Source organism: Enterococcus sp. DIV0086, assembly GCF_050498705.1.
Taxonomy (GTDB): Bacteria; Bacillota; Bacilli; order Lactobacillales; family Enterococcaceae; genus Enterococcus; species Enterococcus faecalis.
The window spans coordinates 2,152,247-2,170,882 of record NZ_JBNIDN010000001.1; the positions used below are offsets into that span (position 1 = coordinate 2,152,247).

Genomic DNA, 18,636 nt, shown 5'->3' on the forward strand with positions numbered 1-18,636 from the left:
TTGCCAATATAATTTTGTTAGGAAGTGAATAGACCTTGTCTCAAGAAGAAAACGTAATTGAGATGCGTAAAATCACCAAAGAATTTGGGACGTTCAAAGCCAACGACCAAATTGATTTACAAGTAAAACCTGGTGAAATCCACGCACTGCTAGGTGAAAATGGTGCAGGCAAGTCGACCTTGATGAATATCTTATCAGGGCTATTGGAACCGACCTCAGGTGAGATTTATATGAATGGCGAAAAAGTCAACATTACAAGTCCTACTGCAGCCAATCGTTTAGGAATCGGAATGGTCCATCAGCATTTTATGTTAGTTGAAGCCTTTACTGTGACTGAAAATATTATCTTAGGTAGTGAACCTACCCATGGCGGTATTTTAGACCGGAAAAAAGCGAAAAAAGAGATTGAAGAAGTGTCTAAGCAATACGGGTTGGATGTAAATCCCAATGCCTATATTCGCGATATTTCTGTGGGTATGCAACAACGGGTTGAAATTTTAAAGACCTTATATCGTGGTGCGAACGTTTTAATTTTTGACGAACCAACCGCAGTATTAACGCCACAAGAAATTGATGAATTAATGATTATTTTGAAAGAACTAACCGATGAAGGCAAATCGATCATTTTAATTACACATAAGTTAGATGAAATTAAAAAAGTGGCGGACCGTTGTACGGTTATTCGCCGGGGGCAAAGTATTGGCACCGTCAATGTGAAAGACGTTTCTTCGCAACAGTTAGCCGATATGATGGTGGGTCGTTCTGTTTCCTTCAAAACAGAGAAAAAACCAGCACAACCGAAAGAAACAATTTTATCAATTAAAGATTTAGTAGTGAAAGAAAGCCGCGGCTTAGATGCAGTGAAAAATCTTAGCTTAGATGTCCGAGCAGGGGAAGTTGTTGGGATTGCGGGGATTGATGGCAATGGACAAACAGAATTAATCCAAGCCTTAGCAGGATTAACCAAAGTCGAAAACGGGTCCATTCATTTGAATGAAAAAGAGATTACTAATCGCAAACCTCGGGAAATTACGGAAATGGGTGTCGCCCACGTTCCTGAAGACCGACATAAATATGGCTTGGTATTAGAGATGACATTGGCTGAAAATATTGGCCTACAAACGTATTACCAAAAACCATACAGTTCAACAGGTATTTTAAACTATCGAATGATTAACAAACACGCCCGTGAATTAATTGAAGAATACGATGTACGGACTCCTAATGAATTAGTACCAGCTCGGGCGCTTTCAGGTGGGAATCAGCAAAAAGCGATTATTGCCCGAGAAGTGGACCGCGATCCAGATTTGTTGATTGTTTCTCAACCAACACGCGGTTTAGATGTCGGAGCTATTGAATACATTCATCGTCGACTAATTGAACAAAGAGATAAAAATAAAGCTGTTTTATTAGTAAGTTTTGAATTAGATGAAATTTTAAATGTTTCTGATCGTATCGCTGTTATTCATGCGGGGGAAATTGTCGGAATTGTTGATCCGAAAGAAACGACAGAAAATGAATTGGGCTTGTTAATGGCTGGCTACTCATTGGAAGAAGCCCGTGCTGAGTTATCAAAAGTAGAGGCAGGTGAAACTGTTGAATAATCGTTCTGAAAAAATAAGAAATATTTTAGTCCCTGTGTTATCTGTTATTATGGGTTTCCTCTTAGGGGCAATTATTATGGTTATCTTTGGCTATGACCCAGTGGCTGGGTATCAAGCGATGTTTGAAACAGCTTTCCAAGGAAAGAAAAGTATTGGTGAGATTTTTGTCACCGCAGCACCGTTGATTTTTACCGCTTTAGGATTCTCGGTGGCAAATTCGGCTGGATTCTTTAATATCGGGCTTTCAGGACAAGCCTTATGTGGTTGGGTGGCTAGTATTTGGGTCGCTTTATCCATGCCTGATGCACCCCGGATGATTGCGTTGCCGGTGGCGATTATTGTTGGCGCAGTTGCAGGAGCTTTAGCAGCAGCCATTCCAGGTTTCTTGCGTGCCTATTTTGGGACGAGTGAAGTTATTGTTACGATTATGTTGAATTATATTTTATTATACACAGGAAATCATATTGCTAATAATGTCATGAAACCAAGTATTATGGCGAATAAAGGGATCACCAAAATGATTGGTGCGAATGCATCATTACGCTCACCGTTTTTAACAAGTATCAGTGATGGCTCTCGTTTGAACATTGGCATTTTCTTGGCCTTCATTTTCCTTATTCTTGTGTGGTTCTTGATGAAAAAAACAACGCTTGGTTTTGAAATTCGGTCGGTGGGGTTAAACCCATTTGCTTCTGAATATGCTGGAATGAGCAGCAAGCGAACGATTATTTTATCCATGATGATTTCAGGAACGCTGGCTGGTTTAGGTGGTGCTGTCCAAGGATTGGGGACTTTCCAAAACTTCTTTATTCAAAACACATCGTTGAGCATTGGGTTCGATGGTATGGCCGTGTCTCTATTAGGAGCAGGTAGCTCAATCGGGATTTTACTTTCCGCATTACTGTTTGGAATGTTAAAACTTGGTGGACAAGGAATGCCGTTGATAGCTGGTGTACCAACCGAATTAGTTGATGTTGTTATTGCAGCAATTATTTTCTTTGTGGGAATTAGTTATTTAATTCGTTTCTTGTTAGCGAAAGCGTCTGGTAGTAAAAAAGAAGTAGCGATTGTAGAAACAATTGAAGCGGCGCCAGACAAAAACAATCAAGAGGGGGGAGACATCTAATGGATTTAGCAACAATTTCCTCAATCATCACGCAAACATTAGTGTATGCAACTCCGCTCATCTTGACAGCATTAGGCGGAACGTTCTCAGAACGAAGTGGTGTGGTTAACGTTGGTTTGGAAGGTATTATGGTAATGGGCGCTTTCAGTTCGGTCGTTTTTAACTTGACGTTTGCTGATACATTTGGCGCGGCGACACCATGGATTGCTTGTTTAGTAGGAGGCGTTGTCGGGATTGTCTTTTCTCTCTTACATGCCGTTGCAACTATTAACTTACGAGCAGATCATATTATCAGTGGTACTGTCATTAACTTGATGGCACCGGCGCTAGGGGTTTTCCTAGTAAAAGTTATTTATCAAAAAGGACAAACAGATATGATTACACAATCATTTGGTTATTTTTCTTTCCCAGGATTGTCAAAAATTCCAGTGATTGGTGAACTATTCTTTGCAAAAACCTCTTTACCAGCTTTCGTAGCAATTTTGATTGCGATTTTAGCTTGGTTTGTCATTTATAAAACACGTTTTGGCTTACGGTTACGTTCTGTGGGGGAACATCCACAAGCGGCAGATACATTGGGAATTAATGTCTACTTAATGCGTTATTCTGGCGTCTTGTTATCGGGCTTCTTAGGCGGTATGGGCGGAGCTGTCTTTGCTCAAAGTATTGCGGGTCGTTTTGGGATTACCACAATTGCAGGACAAGGGTTTATTTCAATGGCCGCAATGATCTTTGGTAAATGGAATCCACTTGGGGCAATGGGCGCAGCCTTATTCTTTGGCTTTGCACAAAACTTAAGTATTGCTGGGGAAAACTTACCAATTATTTCAGAAATTCCAAAAGTTTATCTACAAGCAGCACCATACGTATTGACCATTTTAGTCCTAGTTGTGTTCTTCGGAAAATCATCGGGACCAAAAGCGAACGGGAAAAATTACGTCAAAACGAAATAAGAAAAGAAATAGGCCCTCCGTCAAAGCGACGGGGGGCCATTTCTTTTCTTAGGATAATCAGTTGAACACAAGCGACATTAGGCACTGCTTCACTGCAAAAAAGCGAGTTGATAAAGGAGACTTAACTTTTTTCCTTTGGCTGTTTTTTACAATTCGAAGGAAGTGTCGAAATTTTGAAAAAAACCAAACAGGTCTAGCAGCTTTTTTTCAAAAATCGTTGGTTTTTCTGCTATACTTTTGTTTGTAGTAAGAATAGGAAAAGTGGAGGACGTTCAATGAATAAAACACGTGTAGAAGCATTTAGTGATGCAGTCATTGCCATAATCATGACCATCATGATTTTAGAAATTAAGACTCCTCAAGTGGGTGTTTTGGCAGGTTTGATAGAAAATATCCCATATTTTTTATCGTTTATTGTCAGTTTTATTTTTATCTGTATCGCATGGTACAATCATCATTACATAATGTCCGTAACTCATTGGTTTTCTAAAAAAGCGTTTTGGGCAAATAATTTTTGGTTATTCTCCATGGCCTTCATTCCGGTAGCAACTGCTTGGGTGAGTGAATTTTGGTGGATGCGGGCACCTGTTTATTTTTATCTTGTTGTGTATACGGTTTGGGATTTTGCCTACTTCTTGCTAACAAGGATCATTTATGAAGACAATGTAGTGAAAGATCCACAAGGTGCAGCTAAGTTAAGAAAATCGAAATCTTATAGTAAGGCAACAAAAATCATTCATCTTTGTCTTTTCGCAATCGGATATATCGGTATTTATTTTTATCCGCCCATTGGCATTGGTGTGATTTTATCAGAAGCGGTTATCTGGTATTTAAATGTGCCAAAAGAGGGAGACCGCTTGGAGTGTTAAAAGTTTCGATTGGATAAAGAGTCGTGTTCTTTTTAAGGAGCAGGCTATTCGAAAAAAACAATAAAAAAGTTTCCTAATTACGGTGGGAGACTTTTTTTCTTTCAGTTTTTAAGCCCTGCTAAAATCGAAGGAATCAGTGAAAATTTTAATGCTCTTTCAGGCAATAATAGCGGATTCATGGTATAATTGAAGAGCTGAGAATAAATAGATTATTCTGTTTGATTCTCGAGACTATTTAAAAGGCTAGCGTAAAATAATTGTCATTCTTGACGTATTTACGACCTTAGAGGAGGAAGCAAGTGTGTTTAAACGTGTTCATTTAATCGTACTAGATTCAGTCGGTATTGGTGAAGCACCAGATGCTGAAAAATTTGGAGATGTCGGCAGTGATACACTAGGTCATATTGCCAAAGAAGCGGGACTAACCATTCCTCATTTAGAAAAACTTGGATTGGGAACTATTGCTCCTTTAACAGGTGTCAAAGCAGTGGCAGACCACGATGGCTATGCCACCAAATTAGAAGAAATTTCTGTTGGAAAAGATACTATGACCGGTCACTGGGAAATTATGGGCTTGAACATCAAAAAACCTTTTCGAGTATTCCCAAACGGCTTTCCTGAAGAATTACTGAAACAAATTGAAGATTTTTCTGGGCGAAAAGTTGTTTGTAACAAACCATATAGCGGGACAGCAGTCATTGATGATTACGGCGAACATCAAATGAAAACAGGGGATTTAATCGTTTATACTTCAGCGGACCCTGTTTTACAAATTGCGGCGCATGAAGACATTATTCCATTAGAAGAATTGTATAAAATTTGTCAATATGTTCGTGACATTACGAAAGACGAACCTTATATGATTGGTCGGATTATCGCTCGCCCGTATGTTGGTGAACCAGGTAATTTCACTCGAACCAGTAACCGTCATGACTATGCTCTAGATCCTTTTGGCCATACTGTTTTAGATTCGTTGAAAGAAAACGGCAATGATGTGATCGCTGTTGGGAAAATTAACGACATCTTTAATGGACAAGGAATTACTGAAGCTATCCGCACGAAGAGCAATATGGATGGGGTGGATCAATTATTAACGGTCATGAACAAAGATTTCACAGGTTTAAGTTTTACTAACTTAGTGGATTTCGATGCGCTGTATGGCCACCGTCGTGATGTGAAGGGCTATGCAAAAGCCATCGAAGATTTTGATGGTCGTTTGCCAGAGATTATGGCAGCTATGGCCGAAGATGATTTGCTTTTAATTACAGCAGATCACGGGAATGACCCAACTTTCCCAGGAACAGACCACACACGTGAATATGTGCCTTTATTGGCTTATAGTAAAAAAATGACAAAACAAGGCAGCTTGCCACAAGGATTTTATTCAGATATTTCAGCAACGATTGCTGAAAACTTTGAAGTTCTTGCAACGGAAAACGGTCAAAGCTTTTTAAATCAATTACAATAATTCGAGGAGGCAACACATGACAACGTTAACGAACCATTTAAACGAAACAACTGAGTTTTTGAAAGAAAAAGGGGTGCAACAAGCAGACTTCGGTCTAATCTTAGGTTCTGGGTTAGGTGAATTAGCTAATGAAATAACCGATGCGATTGCTATTCCTTTCTCTGAAATTCCCCATTTTTCTGTTTCAACAGTCGTTGGACATGCTGGACAATTAGTTTACGGAATGCTTTCTGGAAAAAAAGTTTTGGCGATGCAAGGACGTTTTCATTATTATGAAGGACATTCGATGCAAACGGTCACTTATCCCGTTCGTGTGATGGCTGCTTTAGGCATTCATTCAATGATTGTAACCAACGCAGCTGGCGGCGTAAATGAAACATATACACCGGGGAATTTGATGTTAATCAATGACCACATTAATTTTACAGGCGATAATCCGTTAATTGGTGAAAATGATGAAGAAATCGGGCCGCGTTTTCCAGATATGAGTCATGCTTACACGCAAGAATATCGGGAAGTGGCAAAAAAAGTGGCTGCGGAACAAAATATTGATTTAAAAGAAGGCGTGTATATGGGCTTTTCTGGCCCGACATATGAAACGCCTGCAGAAATTCGGATGTCACGGACGATGGGTGCGGATGCAGTTGGCATGTCAACTGTTTCGGAGGTCATTGTAGCTGTGCATAGTGGCATGAAAGTACTAGGCATCTCTTGTATTACGAATTTAGCAGCTGGTATGCAAAGTAGCTTAAATCATGCAGAAGTAGTTGAAACAACTGAACGCGTTAAAGGACAATTCAAAGAGTTAGTGAAAGGAACACTAGCAGCTTTATAAAAAAGGAGTAAACCAGAATGAGTGTGCATATCGAAGCAAAACCAGGTGAAATTGCCGATAAAATTTTACTACCAGGGGATCCCCTCCGAGCAAAATATATTGCGGAAACTTTTTTGGAGAATCCAGTCTGCTATAATCAAGTTCGTGGGATGTTAGGTTACACAGGAACGTATAAGGGACAGCGTGTTTCGGTCCAAGGAACAGGGATGGGGATGCCTTCAGCAGGTATTTATGCCCATGAGTTAATTAACTCTTACGATGTGAAGAAGTTAATTCGTGTTGGTACGTGTGGTTCTATTTCAGAAAAAGTCAACGTTCGTGAATTAGTTATCGCACAAGCAGCAGCGACACCTTCTTCCGCGATTCGCAATGATTTTCCTAAATATGATTTTCCACAAATTGCGAGCTTCGACCTTTTACTCAAATCTTACGAAATTGCTAAAGCAAAAGGCTTTACTACCCATGTTGGTAACGTATTGTCGGATGATGTTTTTTACAAAGATAGCTTAGATGATGTCTTTCGTTTAGGTCGATACGGGGTATTAGCGATTGAAATGGAAGCGGCAATGTTATATTATTTAGCAGCAAAATTTGATGTAGAAGCATTGGCGATTATGACGGTGAGTGATAGCTTGGTGACAGGCGAAGAAACAACGGCAGAAGAACGCCAAACGACGTTTAATGAAATGATTGAAGTTGGTTTAGAAACGGCAATTGCTAATTAAAAAAATGCTTGGATGATTATTTTCATCCAAGCATTTTTTTTAATTTAAGAGCGCTTTTTTTACATCTTCAACAATTTGAGTATTCGCAATAGGTCCGTTGTATAACCAACTACTTTTTTTATCATAGGTATGAACTTGGTTATTTTTCACAGCAGGTAAGTTCTTCCAAATTGCTTCTTGGAAAAGAGGTGCTGATTCATCGCTGTTTACAAGGAAAATGTGGTCTGCGTCAAGCTCAGCTAATTTTTCTAAAGAAACTTGATTCCAATCCGCAGTAGCGTTTTTAGAAATTTCTTCCACTAATTTTGGAACTTGGAGGCCTAAGTCCTGATAGAGCACGGTCCCGCTTGAGCGATTATCGTTAACCATAAAGACTTGGTTGTTGGTTACCCATAAGACTGCCGCAGATTTGCCAGCATCTTTTTTGCCACGGTCTTCTTGGACGCCTTTGGTTAAGGTATCATAATCTTCTAACACTTTTTTCGCTTGTTCTTTTTTATCTAAAACAGTGGCAATATCTTCCAATTGATCACGCCAGGTGACATTTTCGCCGTTTTTGACTACATAAGTTGGCGCAATTTTACTGTATTCTTTGTATTTACCGCCTTCAACTAGAGCAGATGAACTGATTAATAATAAGTCAGGTTCAAATTTTAGAACCGCTTCATATGGCAAGTCATAGGAAATAGTGGGGACATCTTTCAATTCTTTCGCTAAATAATCTTGAATGCTGCCTTGTCCAACTGTCCATTGTGCCACTGGTTTTTCTCCTAATGCAACTAGATAATCTTCTAAATAACTCGCAATAATCCGTTTGGGTTTCGCGGGGACGGTTACTTTATTGCCTAAGGTATCTGTTACTTCATGTGTTTTGTCAGCGTTGTTGGCTTCTTTATTCGTATTACCACAAGCTGCGAGTAAGAATGAACCAAGAAGAAGGGTTGTACCAATTAGGACCGTCTTTTTTAAAAGTTTCATTGTGTAACTCCTTTATTTTTAGTTGATAACGATTCTCATTATCAGTTAAAAACGACCGCTTGTCAATCATCGCTTGCTTTTTTGAGCAAATAAGTTGCATTTTTTAGATAATTCGTTTTTTTGATTGGAAGAAACATTGCTTTTTAAGGAAGGGTCTTTTATAATCAAGGAACAATGAGTGAGAACGATTCTCAATAAATGTAAAATAACGACAGAAAAATTAAAGAGGAATGGTTATGAATTATTTAGAGGCAGAGGACTTAACTACAGGATATGGTCGTCAAGTGATTAGTGAAGCGCTGAACTGTTCATTTGAAGCGGGAACTATTACAAGTATTATTGGACCAAATGGTTGTGGCAAATCGACCTTGTTAAAAACACTTGCGCGTATTTTGCCAGCTGAGAAAGGCAAGGTGTTCATTAAGAACCAAGAACTTCAACATTTTTCTTCAAAAGAAGTGGCGCAAGAACTAGCGATTTTATCACAAACGCCAGAAAATACAATCGATTTATCTGTTTTTGACCTCGTCTCTTTCGGGCGATATCCTTATCAATCGGGCTGGAAAAGTGTCACCACAGAAGATCAAGAGTACATACAATGGGCATTAGAATTAACAGGCTTAACTGAGTTAGCTAGAGAGTCTGTGGCAATTTTATCAGGTGGACAAAGTCAACGGGTTTGGATTGCTATGGCGCTAGTGCAGGATACAGATATTTTAATTTTAGATGAACCGACCACCTATTTGGATCCAGCGCATCAGCTAGAAATTTTAAATGTGTTAAAACGAATTAATCAAGAACATCAGAAAACTATCGTGATGACGATTCATGATATTAATTTAGCTTCTCGTTTTTCTGATCGCGTGATTGCGATGAAAGAGGGAAAGATTATCAATGAGGGAACACCGCAAGAAGTGATTACTGTTACTGGCTTAGCAGATGTTTTCGCTATTCAAGCAGAAATTAGTTATCATAGTCAGACACAGCGGCCACTAGTGCTTTCTTATGAGTTGATGGAAATGGAGCTGGATGGATGAAAGGCATAAGCGGATTTTATAGACACCAATGGCAAGTGTTACTTGTCTGTCTTTTTTTGCTACTGGGGACAATGCTTCTGTCGCTGATGTTTGGTGCGACGTCGGTTTCGATTCAAACGATTATTGATTCATTTACGCACTTCGATGCGACTAATCAAGCGCATCAAGTCATCCAAACGGTTCGGTTGCCGCGGATTTTAGGCGCCGCTTTTGTGGGAGCAAGTTTAGCGGTGAGTGGGGCGTTAGCGCAAGGGATTACACAAAATCCATTGGCAGATTCTGGCTTGCTGGGTATCAATGCTGGGGCTGGCTTGGGCTTAGCGCTTGTTTTTGCTTTCCTCCCTCAGGCAAGTTATTGGTGGCTTTTAGTTGTTTCTTTTCTTGGTGCTGGCGTGAGTGTGGCACTGATTTATTATCTTTCTAATCATTCAATTCGAGGAGCAAGTCCCATGCGTCTGACCTTGGTGGGAGCTGGTATTAGTGCCCTTTTTTTATCATTTAGTCAATTCTTAGCCATTCAGTTCAATTTGAGTCAAGAGTTAACGTTTTGGTTTCTTGGCGGTGTCAGCGTTATTTCTTGGGCACAATTAAAAATAGTCGTCCCTATCTTTCTGGGCGCATTTGCATTAGCAATTCTGATTAGTCCGTCGGTGACTATTTTACGGTTTGGCGATGATGCAACAATTGGTTTGGGGCGAAATCCGCAGCGTATTCGGTTGTTTGCCAGTATAACGATTTTGCTTTTATCAGGATTGTCTGTGGCGCTAGTTGGCTCGGTCAGTTTTGTTGGTTTGGTGGTGCCTCATGTGATGCGAACAGTTTCTGGAGAAAATTACCGTCGCTTGATTCCGTTCTCGGCATTAGGCGGTGCGCTCCTCGTTTTGGTGGCAGATTTAATCGCTCGAATGGTGAATCCGCCTTTTGAAACACCATTTGGGATTATCACGGCCTTAATTGGCATCCCATTCTTTCTTTATTTATTTCGTAAAGGAGGGCAACTAGGATGACACAGAAAAAAGTGTCCCGTTGGGTGGCTATCTTAATAGTTGGGATTATCCTAACTGCTTGTATCAGTTTAACGCAAGGGGAATTATCTGTTTCCGTCATGGATTTAAAAGCCCTTCTTTTGGGACAGGGAAGTCAGGCCAAACAACTGTTAGTTTGGGATTTTCGGTTACCACGGATTGTGCTTGCGGTCCTAGCGGGCGCAGCTTTAGGCTTAAGCGGCGCTATTCTTCAAGGGATTACTCGGAATCCGTTAGCAGATACTGGGATTTTAGGCATTAATGCGGGTGCGGGTTTGGCAGTGATTTTGTTTATTAGTTTTGTTGAGACGACAAGTATCACGACGTTTGCACTTCCGCTCGTGGCCTTAGTTGGCGGCTTGCTAGCGGCTGTTGGGATTTTGGTAATCGCGTATCATCATCGTTTAGGATTGACGCCAGTTCGAATGGTCTTATCGGGTGTCATTTTGAGTACGGGTATTTCAGCACTCACCTTATTAATTACATCAAAAATTGACACTGAAAAGTACCGTTTTGTTACAATGTGGCAAGCAGGCAGTATCTGGGGCAGTAATTGGTTCTTTGTGGGCGCTTTGTTGCCTTGGCTAGTCATCGGGTTCTTTTTTGCGATGAAGCGTCATCGTCTGTTGGATATTTTACAATTGGGGGACGAAACAGCTATTTCTGTAGGTATTGCTGTGAAAAAAGAACGAATCGTTTCGTTGCTGTTAGCGGTGATGTTGGCGGCATCAGCGATTTCCGTTACAGGGGGAATTAATTTTTTAGGTTTACTTGCGCCACATATTGCTCGCAAATGTGGTTTTACGCAACAAAAACAGGTATTGCCATTGGCGGCGTTGTTTGGGAGTTTACTTTTATTGGTTAGTGATACGATTGGTCGGCTATTGCCTGGCAATGGAGAAATGCCTGCAGGGATTATTGTTGCGATCATCGGTGCGCCTTATTTTCTTTATTTGTTAATCAAAACAAGCGATTCGTTATAAAAAAGAATCAAAAGCTGGGTCAAGCGATCGTTGTGAAAGCAACTGTCATTTGCTCGGCTTTTTGATTGGCGGATTTTTGAAAAAATAGTATGATAAATGCGTAAGAGCATTGAATGGAGGATGAAAGAATGGAAAACTTTAATTTTTATGTACCAACAGACATCCGTTTTGGGAAAGATCGTTTAGACGAATTACCTGCTGTGTTAGATCAATTTGGCAAAAATGTCTTACTTGTTTATGGTGGCGGTAGTATCAAACGTAATGGCTTGTACCAACAAATTACTGATTTGGCCCAAAAAAACGGGCATACACTAATTGAGTTGAGCGGTGTCGAACCAAACCCGCGCATTGAAACCGTTAGAAAAGGAATTGCGTTGTGTAAAGAAAACCAAGTCGATGTTATTTTAGCAGTTGGCGGTGGTTCAACCATTGACTGTTCCAAAGCAATAGCTGCGGGCTTTTATTCGGAAGAAGATATCTGGACAGTTATTGCAGCCAGAAAAGGGTATACTGGTCCTGCTTTACCAATCGTGACCATCTTGACTTTAGCAGCAACAGGTAGTGAAATGAACGCAGGTGCTGTCATTTCTAACTTAGAAACCAATCAAAAATTAGGCTTTGGTGGTCCGAATATGATTCCAAAAGTTTCGTTCTTGGATCCAACGAATACTTTTACGGTTCCTCAAAATCAAACAGCAGCTGGCTCAGCGGATATTTTCAGTCATTTGATTGAAAACTATTTTAGTATTTCGACAGGCACGGACGTCCAAGATTTTGTGTCAGAAGGCTTAATGCGAACGGTTATCAAAAATTGTCCTATTGCTTTAGAAAATCCAGAAGATTATGATGCACGTGCTAATTTAATGTGGGCAAGTAGTTTAGCCTTAAATGGGTTAACAGGGCGCGGCAAACAAGGTGTTTGGTCTTGTCACCCAATGGAACATGAATTAAGTGCGTTTTATGACATTACGCATGGGATTGGCTTAGCAATTTTAACGCCTCGTTGGATGAATTACGTTTTGTCTGAACAAACCGTAGGCAAGTTTGCACAGTTTGCTCGAAATGTGTGGGGAATAGTCGAACAAGAAGAGGAAGTAGCAGCGAAAAAAGGTATTCAAGCATTGTATGATTACTTTGTGGCTTGTGGCATTCCAATGACATTACCAGAAGTTGGCATCGAAGCAGATAAATTTGAAGAAATGGCACAACAAGCTGTGGACCATAGTGCAATTGCCGAAAAGGCTTATGTACCATTGGATGCAGCGGATATAGTAGCGATTTATAAAGATTGTTTAACCGAAAGTCAATTTATTTAATCCATAAAAAAGCGGTTTGCCGAGGCAAACCGCTTTTGTTAATAAGAAACAAGTTCTTATAAGTAGTATTTTTCTTTCACAGTTAAATCATCGTTTAATTCATAAACTAATGGTTTACCTGTTGGGATTTCAAGATCCATAATATCTTCATCAGAAATGCCTTCGATGTGTTTAGCTAAAGCACGTAATGAATTACCATGAGCCGCTACTAAGACAGTTTTGTTGTCTTTTAAAGCTGGCGCAATTTCATCTTGCCAGAATGGTAATGCACGTTCCAAAGTAACTTTCAAGTTTTCGCCACCAGGAATATCGCGTTGGTCTAACATTGCATAACGACGGTCGTTTGCTGCAGAACCTTCATCTGTTGCTTCCATTAATGGAGGAAGAGTATCGTAAGAACGACGCCAGATGTGGACTTGTTCGTCTCCGTATTTTTCAGCAGTTTCTTTTTTGTTTAGTCCTTGTAATTTACCATAGTGACGTTCGTTTAAGCGCCAAGATTTGATTTGAGGTACCCATAATTGATCTGAGTATTCTAGTAAATAGTTACAAGTTTTGATGGCACGAGTTAAAACAGAAGTATAAGCAACGTCGAATTCGATGCCTGCTTCTTTAATTTTACGGCCGCCTTCTTTTGCTTCTTCAACACCTTCAGGTGCTAAATCTACGTCAGCCCATCCAGTAAATTGGTTTAAGGCATTCCATTCGCTAAGTCCATGACGAGAAAAAACTAATTTTGGCATGTATAAGCTCTCCTTTGAGTTTAGTTTTCTGAAAATAAGATTTCCACGTTTATTGTACACCGTTTTGCGCAAGATTTCCAATGGAAAATAGTAAAAAAACGTGAAAGTTGCTGAAAAATTAGAGTGAAATCGAATCAAAAAAGAAGCCCCATCTGAAGGACTTCTTTTTTATTCTTAGGAATACAACCTCTCGACATCTGTCTCAGGTAAATTGATGTACTTATAACAAGTGCCCACCGAAACGCCGCATTTATTAGAAATAAATTGGATTGTTTCTTTGTTTTCGTAATATAATGCACGGATTTTGCGGACGGTGCGTCCATCGATTTTTGGACGTCCACCTACTTTTCCGTTTTCACGAGCTTTGTGGAGCCCGACGAGTGTTCGTTCTTTAATTAGTGCACATTCCATCGCGGATAAGCTCTCCATTAATTGGAAATAGGCTTCACCTGTTGGAAGGTGAGTATCAATTCCTTCTGAAATGCTGACAAAATCAACTTGTTTTTCCTTTAGCATTTTCATAAAGTCTGTTAATTGGCGGGTTGTTTTACCTAAATGGTGCAATTTACAAACAATAAGTGTATCCCTAGCAGAAAGAAGTTTTTCGACTTCGTCTAAGACACTGATCTCCGCTTGAGGATCAAATGTCTCTTGGAAAATATCATCACAACCAAACGATTGGAGAGTGGTTAGTTGATTTTTTAAATCGTCTTCAATAATAGTTGTGCGTGCATAACCAATTCGTTTCATATATTATCCTTCCTATATAAATAATCTTTTTTCACACATTCTTAACGTGCGGGAACATGTAAGGTTTTCGGTCCATCTTCATAACCGACGATTACCATAGAAACCATATTTAAAAATAAGCCGTGTTCAACGACGCCAACCAAGTTGTCTAAATAAGAACCCAAAGCTTCTGGATCTGTAATTTTTTCTAAATGCAAATCGATGATATGGTGGCCTCCATCTGTTATTAATGTTTCGCCAGCAGCGTTTAAACGAAGTGTTGGGTGATAGCCTTTTTCTTCAAATAAATGCACTAGTTGGCAGCTGCCATAAGGGACAACCTCAACAGGAAGTGGGAAAGCCCCTAAATCGTCCACTATTTTTGATTTATCCACAATCCAAATACATTTCTTTGAATAAGTGGCCACAATTTTTTCAAAAAGTAAGGCAGCGCCACCGCCTTTGATTCCTTGAAAATCAGCGCTGATTTCATCGGCGCCATCAATCGTAAGATCTACATACGGAACCTCATCAATACTTTTTAAAGGAATGCCCAAGGCCAAGGCTTGCTTCTCTGTTTCTTTTGAAGTAGTAACCCCTACTATTGACAATCCTTCTTCTTTTACGCGACGACCAATTTCGTCTACCATAAATTTTGCTGTTGAGCCAGTACCCAAACCGACAATCATGCCGTCTTCTACATATTTTGCAGCTTCGATTCCTACCATTTGTTTCAGATTCATCGCTGTTTTCCGCCCCCTTCAATAGTCAAAGATATTGTACCGTTATTTAACTAAAAAAGATAGAAAGTTTTTGAAAAAGTCATAAAAATTTTTAAAGGAAAAGTACGTTTAAATAGAAGGAAAAGCTTTTTTTCGAAAGGCGAAAGAAGAGGGTTGACAGCTGATACTTATCGTGGTATCCTAACAAAGGTGCTTTATCTACAGGTTCCTTATAGGGACGTGCTGACTGTCTATCAAAGCATATTTGATAAAGAGTGCAGAGATTGCATTATTTTTTATCGCGAAAAAAGAACCACCTGGATGTGTGGAACTAGAAGCGAAGTAAGGAAGGAGGAGAACAAGGAATGCCTACAATTAACCAATTAGTACGTAAACCTCGTAAATCTAAAGTAGAAAAATCTGATTCACCAGCCTTAAACAAAGGATATAACAGTTTTAAGAAAACTCAAACAAACGTTAACTCTCCGCAAAAACGTGGAGTTTGTACACGTGTGGGTACGATGACACCTAAAAAACCGAACTCAGCTTTACGTAAATATGCCCGTGTTCGTTTGTCAAACTTAATCGAAGTTACAGCTTATATCCCAGGTATCGGTCACAACTTACAAGAACACAGCGTGGTATTATTACGTGGTGGACGTGTAAAAGACTTACCAGGGGTACGTTACCATATCGTTCGTGGTGCGCTTGATACTGCCGGTGTTAACGACCGTAAACAAAGCCGCTCTAAATACGGTACAAAACGTCCTAAAGCTTAATTATAATAAGACAATAACAACTTGAAAAATCATATTTCGGAAGGAGGAGTTACGGATGCCTCGTAAAGGTCCTGTTGCAAAACGTGATGTTTTACCAGATCCAATTTATAACTCAAAATTAGTAACTCGCTTAATCAACCGTGTAATGGTTGACGGTAAACGCGGGATTGCTGCTAACATTATCTATAATTCATTTGATATCATCAAAGAATCTACAGGTAACGATCCATTGGAAGTTTTTGAACAAGCAATGAAAAACGTTATGCCTGTTCTTGAAGTTAAAGCACGTCGTGTTGGGGGTTCTAACTACCAAGTACCAGTTGAAGTTCGTCCAGAACGTCGTACAACTTTAGGTTTACGTTGGGTAGTTAACTACGCACGTCTACGTGGTGAACACACAATGGAAGAACGTCTAGCGAAAGAAATCATGGATGCTGCTAACAACACTGGCGCTTCTGTTAAAAAACGCGAAGACACACACAAAATGGCAGACGCAAACCGCGCATTTGCTCATTATCGTTGGTAAGATCCTCTCTGTCTGTCGCGTAAAGTGGCAGCAGAAAGTCAATTTACAATCGATTTAAATAAAGAGAGGAGTAAACATACAAAATGGCAAGAGAATTTTCACTTGAAAAAACTCGTAACATTGGTATCATGGCCCACGTTGATGCTGGTAAAACAACAACAACTGAGCGTATCTTGTACTACACTGGTAAAATCCATAAAATCGGTGAAACCCATGAAGGTGCTTCACAAATGGACTGGATGGAACAAGAACAAGAACGTGGTATCACGATTACATCCGCTGCGACAACTGCACAGTGGAAAGGCTACCGTGTAAATATCATCGATACTCCAGGACACGTGGACTTCACAATTGAAGTACAACGTTCTCTACGCGTATTAGATGGTGCGGTAACAGTTCTTGACTCTCAATCAGGTGTAGAACCTCAAACAGAAACTGTTTGGCGTCAAGCGACTGAATATAAAGTTCCTCGTATTGTATTCTGTAACAAAATGGATAAAATCGGTGCGGACTTCTTCTATTCAGTAGAATCATTACATGATCGTTTACAAGCAAACGCTCATCCAATTCAAATTCCAATCGGAGCTGAAGAAGACTTCACTGGAATCATTGACTTGATTAAAATGAAAGCTGAAATCTACACAAATGATTTGGGAACAGATATTCAAGAAACTGATATTCCTGAAGATTATTTAGAAAAAGCGCAAGAATGGCGCGAAAAATTAGTTGAAGCTGTTGCTGAAACTGACGAAGACTTAATGATGAAATATCTTGAAGGTGAAGAAATCACTGAAGAAGAATTAGTCGCTGGTATCCGTCAAGCAACAATCAACGTTGAGTTCTTCCCTGTATTAGCTGGTTCAGCATTCAAGAATAAAGGGGTTCAATTAATGTTGGACGCTGTTCTTGATTACTTACCATCTCCATTAGATATCGATGCTATCAAAGGGATCGATACTAAAACAGACGAAGAAACAACTCGTCCAGCTGATGACGAAGCACCTTTCGCTTCATTAGCATTTAAAGTTATGACTGACCCATTCGTAGGTCGTTTAACTTTCTTCCGTGTTTATTCTGGTGTCCTTGAAAGTGGTTCATACGTATTGAACGCTTCAAAAGGCAAAAAAGAACGTATCGGTCGTATCCTACAAATGCACGCCAACACTCGTCAAGAAATTGACAAAGTGTACTCTGGTGATATCGCTGCTGCTGTTGGTCTAAAAGACACAACAACTGGTGATACATTATGTGCATTAGATGCACCAGTTATTCTTGAATCTATTGAATTCCCTGACCCAGTTATCCAAGTCGCTGTTGAACCTAAATCAAAAGCTGACCAAGATAAAATGGGCGTGGCTCTACAAAAACTTGCTGAAGAAGATCCATCATTCCGCGTTGAAACAAACGTTGAAACTGGTGAAACAGTTATCTCTGGTATGGGTGAATTGCACTTAGACGTTTTAGTAGACCGTATGAAACGTGAATTCAAAGTTGAAGCTAACGTAGGTGCTCCTCAAGTATCTTACCGCGAAACATTCCGTGCTGCGACTAAAGCAGAAGGTAAATTCGTTCGTCAGTCTGGTGGTAAAGGACAATACGGTCACGTATGGGTTGAATTTACACCAAATGAAGAAGGTAAAGGCTTCGAGTTTGAAAACGCAATTGTCGGTGGTGTGGTTCCTCGTGAATACATCCCAGCAGTTGAAAAAGGGTTAGAAGACTCTATGAACAACGGTGTTCTTGCTGGTTATCCATTAGTTGATATCAAAGCAAAACTTTACGATGGTTCATACCACGATGTCGATTCAAATGAAACGGCCTTCCGTGTAGCTGCTTCTATGGCATTGAAAGCTGCGGCTAAAAATGCAAACCCAGTTATTTTAGAACCAATGATGAAAGTTACAATTACTGTTCCTGAAGATTACTTAGGTGATATCATGGGACACGTAACAAGTCGTCGTGGACGTGTTGAAGGTATGGAAGCACACGGTAACTCTCAAATCGTTAATGCGATGGTACCTTTAGCTGAAATGTTTGGTTATGCTACAACATTACGTTCAGCAACACAAGGACGCGGTACATTTATGATGGTATTTGACCACTATGAAGACGTACCTAAGTCTGTTCAAGAAGAAATCATCAAGAAAAACGGCGGCAACGCATAATTTTCCTTGAGAATAAAAGGTTTGTTTTTAGAACTATCCTTTTTTCAAGATTT

18 protein-coding genes are annotated in these 18,636 nt (G+C 39.8%); 14 read left to right on the top strand and 4 right to left on the bottom strand.

Going from position 1 to position 18,636, the window contains the following annotated elements; genetic code table 11:
* Nucleotides 1-35 precede the first annotated feature (35 nt).
* The 7 genes from IGI63_RS10325 to deoD all read left to right on the top strand — a co-directional run bounded on the left by IGI63_RS10325 (nt 36) and on the right by deoD (nt 7,580).
* Nucleotides 36-1,604, top strand: coding sequence for an ABC transporter ATP-binding protein (locus IGI63_RS10325; protein WP_002381361.1), 1,569 nt, complete (start codon nt 36-38; stop codon nt 1,602-1,604).
* Nucleotides 1,597-2,730: an ABC transporter permease gene (locus tag IGI63_RS10330; protein WP_002356171.1), complete on the top strand. Its 1,134-nt coding sequence runs from the start codon at nt 1,597-1,599 to the stop codon at nt 2,728-2,730. Before IGI63_RS10325 ends, IGI63_RS10330 begins: the two co-directional genes overlap by 8 nt.
* Complete coding sequence (locus tag IGI63_RS10335) at nt 2,730-3,683, top strand: ABC transporter permease (protein WP_002356172.1); 954 nt, start codon at nt 2,730-2,732, stop codon at nt 3,681-3,683. Before IGI63_RS10330 ends, IGI63_RS10335 begins: the two co-directional genes overlap by 1 nt.
* Before the next feature lie 275 nt (nt 3,684-3,958).
* Nucleotides 3,959-4,552 carry a TMEM175 family protein gene (locus IGI63_RS10340; protein ID WP_002367631.1) on the top strand — a complete coding sequence of 198 codons (594 nt, stop codon included), beginning with the start codon at nt 3,959-3,961 and terminating at the stop codon, nt 4,550-4,552.
* A 301-nt stretch (nt 4,553-4,853) separates the two neighbouring features.
* On the top strand, nt 4,854-6,020 hold the full coding sequence (gene deoB / locus IGI63_RS10345) for a phosphopentomutase (RefSeq protein ID WP_429975772.1): 1,167 nt from the start codon (nt 4,854-4,856) through the stop codon (nt 6,018-6,020).
* Nucleotides 6,021-6,036: 16 nt separating this feature from the next.
* Complete coding sequence (locus tag IGI63_RS10350) at nt 6,037-6,855, top strand: purine-nucleoside phosphorylase (protein ID WP_429975773.1); 819 nt, start codon at nt 6,037-6,039, stop codon at nt 6,853-6,855.
* A gap of 17 nt (nt 6,856-6,872) precedes the next feature.
* The gene (gene deoD, locus IGI63_RS10355; RefSeq protein WP_002359338.1) at nt 6,873-7,580 is read left to right on the top strand and encodes a purine-nucleoside phosphorylase; all 708 of its coding nucleotides are present in this window, start codon (nt 6,873-6,875) and stop codon (nt 7,578-7,580) included.
* Nucleotides 7,581-7,619: 39 nt separating this feature from the next.
* Here deoD and IGI63_RS10360 read toward each other — a convergent pair whose 3' ends face one another.
* Entirely contained in the window at nt 7,620-8,558 is a 939-nt protein-coding gene (locus IGI63_RS10360; protein WP_429975774.1) for an iron-hydroxamate ABC transporter substrate-binding protein, read from the bottom strand.
* A gap of 230 nt (nt 8,559-8,788) precedes the next feature.
* Between IGI63_RS10360 and IGI63_RS10365 the strand changes: the two genes are divergently transcribed.
* The 4 genes from IGI63_RS10365 (at nt 8,789) to IGI63_RS10380 (ending at nt 12,919) form a co-directional block, all read left to right on the top strand.
* Complete coding sequence (locus IGI63_RS10365; RefSeq protein ID WP_429975775.1) at nt 8,789-9,595, top strand: ABC transporter ATP-binding protein; 807 nt, start codon at nt 8,789-8,791, stop codon at nt 9,593-9,595.
* Nucleotides 9,592-10,602, top strand: a complete 1,011-nt coding sequence (locus IGI63_RS10370) for a FecCD family ABC transporter permease (RefSeq protein ID WP_002356184.1) — start codon at nt 9,592-9,594, stop codon at nt 10,600-10,602. The genes IGI63_RS10365 and IGI63_RS10370 overlap by 4 nt, the downstream gene beginning before the upstream one ends.
* Nucleotides 10,599-11,603, top strand: a complete 1,005-nt coding sequence (locus tag IGI63_RS10375) for a FecCD family ABC transporter permease (RefSeq protein WP_002396705.1) — start codon at nt 10,599-10,601, stop codon at nt 11,601-11,603. The genes IGI63_RS10370 and IGI63_RS10375 overlap by 4 nt, the downstream gene beginning before the upstream one ends.
* Before the next feature lie 128 nt (nt 11,604-11,731).
* A complete protein-coding gene (locus IGI63_RS10380; protein ID WP_429975776.1) occupies nt 11,732-12,919 on the top strand; it encodes an iron-containing alcohol dehydrogenase in 1,188 nt (395 codons plus the stop codon).
* A gap of 56 nt (nt 12,920-12,975) precedes the next feature.
* On the opposite strand, the gene gpmA is transcribed toward IGI63_RS10380, so the two are convergent.
* The 3 genes from gpmA to rpiA form a co-directional block, all read right to left on the bottom strand.
* Nucleotides 12,976-13,662 carry a 2,3-diphosphoglycerate-dependent phosphoglycerate mutase gene (gpmA, locus tag IGI63_RS10385; protein WP_002359343.1) on the bottom strand — a complete coding sequence of 229 codons (687 nt, stop codon included), beginning with the start codon at nt 13,660-13,662 and terminating at the stop codon, nt 12,976-12,978.
* 174 nt (nt 13,663-13,836) lie between these two features.
* Nucleotides 13,837-14,412, bottom strand: coding sequence for a recombinase family protein (locus IGI63_RS10390; RefSeq protein WP_002379899.1), 576 nt, complete (start codon nt 14,410-14,412; stop codon nt 13,837-13,839).
* A gap of 41 nt (nt 14,413-14,453) precedes the next feature.
* Complete coding sequence (gene rpiA, locus IGI63_RS10395; protein WP_429975777.1) at nt 14,454-15,134, bottom strand: ribose-5-phosphate isomerase RpiA; 681 nt, start codon at nt 15,132-15,134, stop codon at nt 14,454-14,456.
* Nucleotides 15,135-15,478: 344 nt separating this feature from the next.
* Here rpiA and rpsL point away from each other — a divergent pair, with 344 nt between their 5' ends.
* The 3 genes from rpsL to fusA all read left to right on the top strand — a co-directional run bounded on the left by rpsL (nt 15,479) and on the right by fusA (nt 18,583).
* Nucleotides 15,479-15,892, top strand: coding sequence for a 30S ribosomal protein S12 (gene rpsL, locus IGI63_RS10400; protein ID WP_002356190.1), 414 nt, complete (start codon nt 15,479-15,481; stop codon nt 15,890-15,892).
* Between the two features lie 55 nt (nt 15,893-15,947).
* The gene (gene rpsG, locus IGI63_RS10405) at nt 15,948-16,418 is read left to right on the top strand and encodes a 30S ribosomal protein S7 (protein ID WP_002356191.1); all 471 of its coding nucleotides are present in this window, start codon (nt 15,948-15,950) and stop codon (nt 16,416-16,418) included.
* Between the two features lie 83 nt (nt 16,419-16,501).
* On the top strand, nt 16,502-18,583 hold the full coding sequence (fusA, locus tag IGI63_RS10410) for an elongation factor G (protein ID WP_002356192.1): 2,082 nt from the start codon (nt 16,502-16,504) through the stop codon (nt 18,581-18,583).
* Nucleotides 18,584-18,636 lie beyond the last annotated feature (53 nt).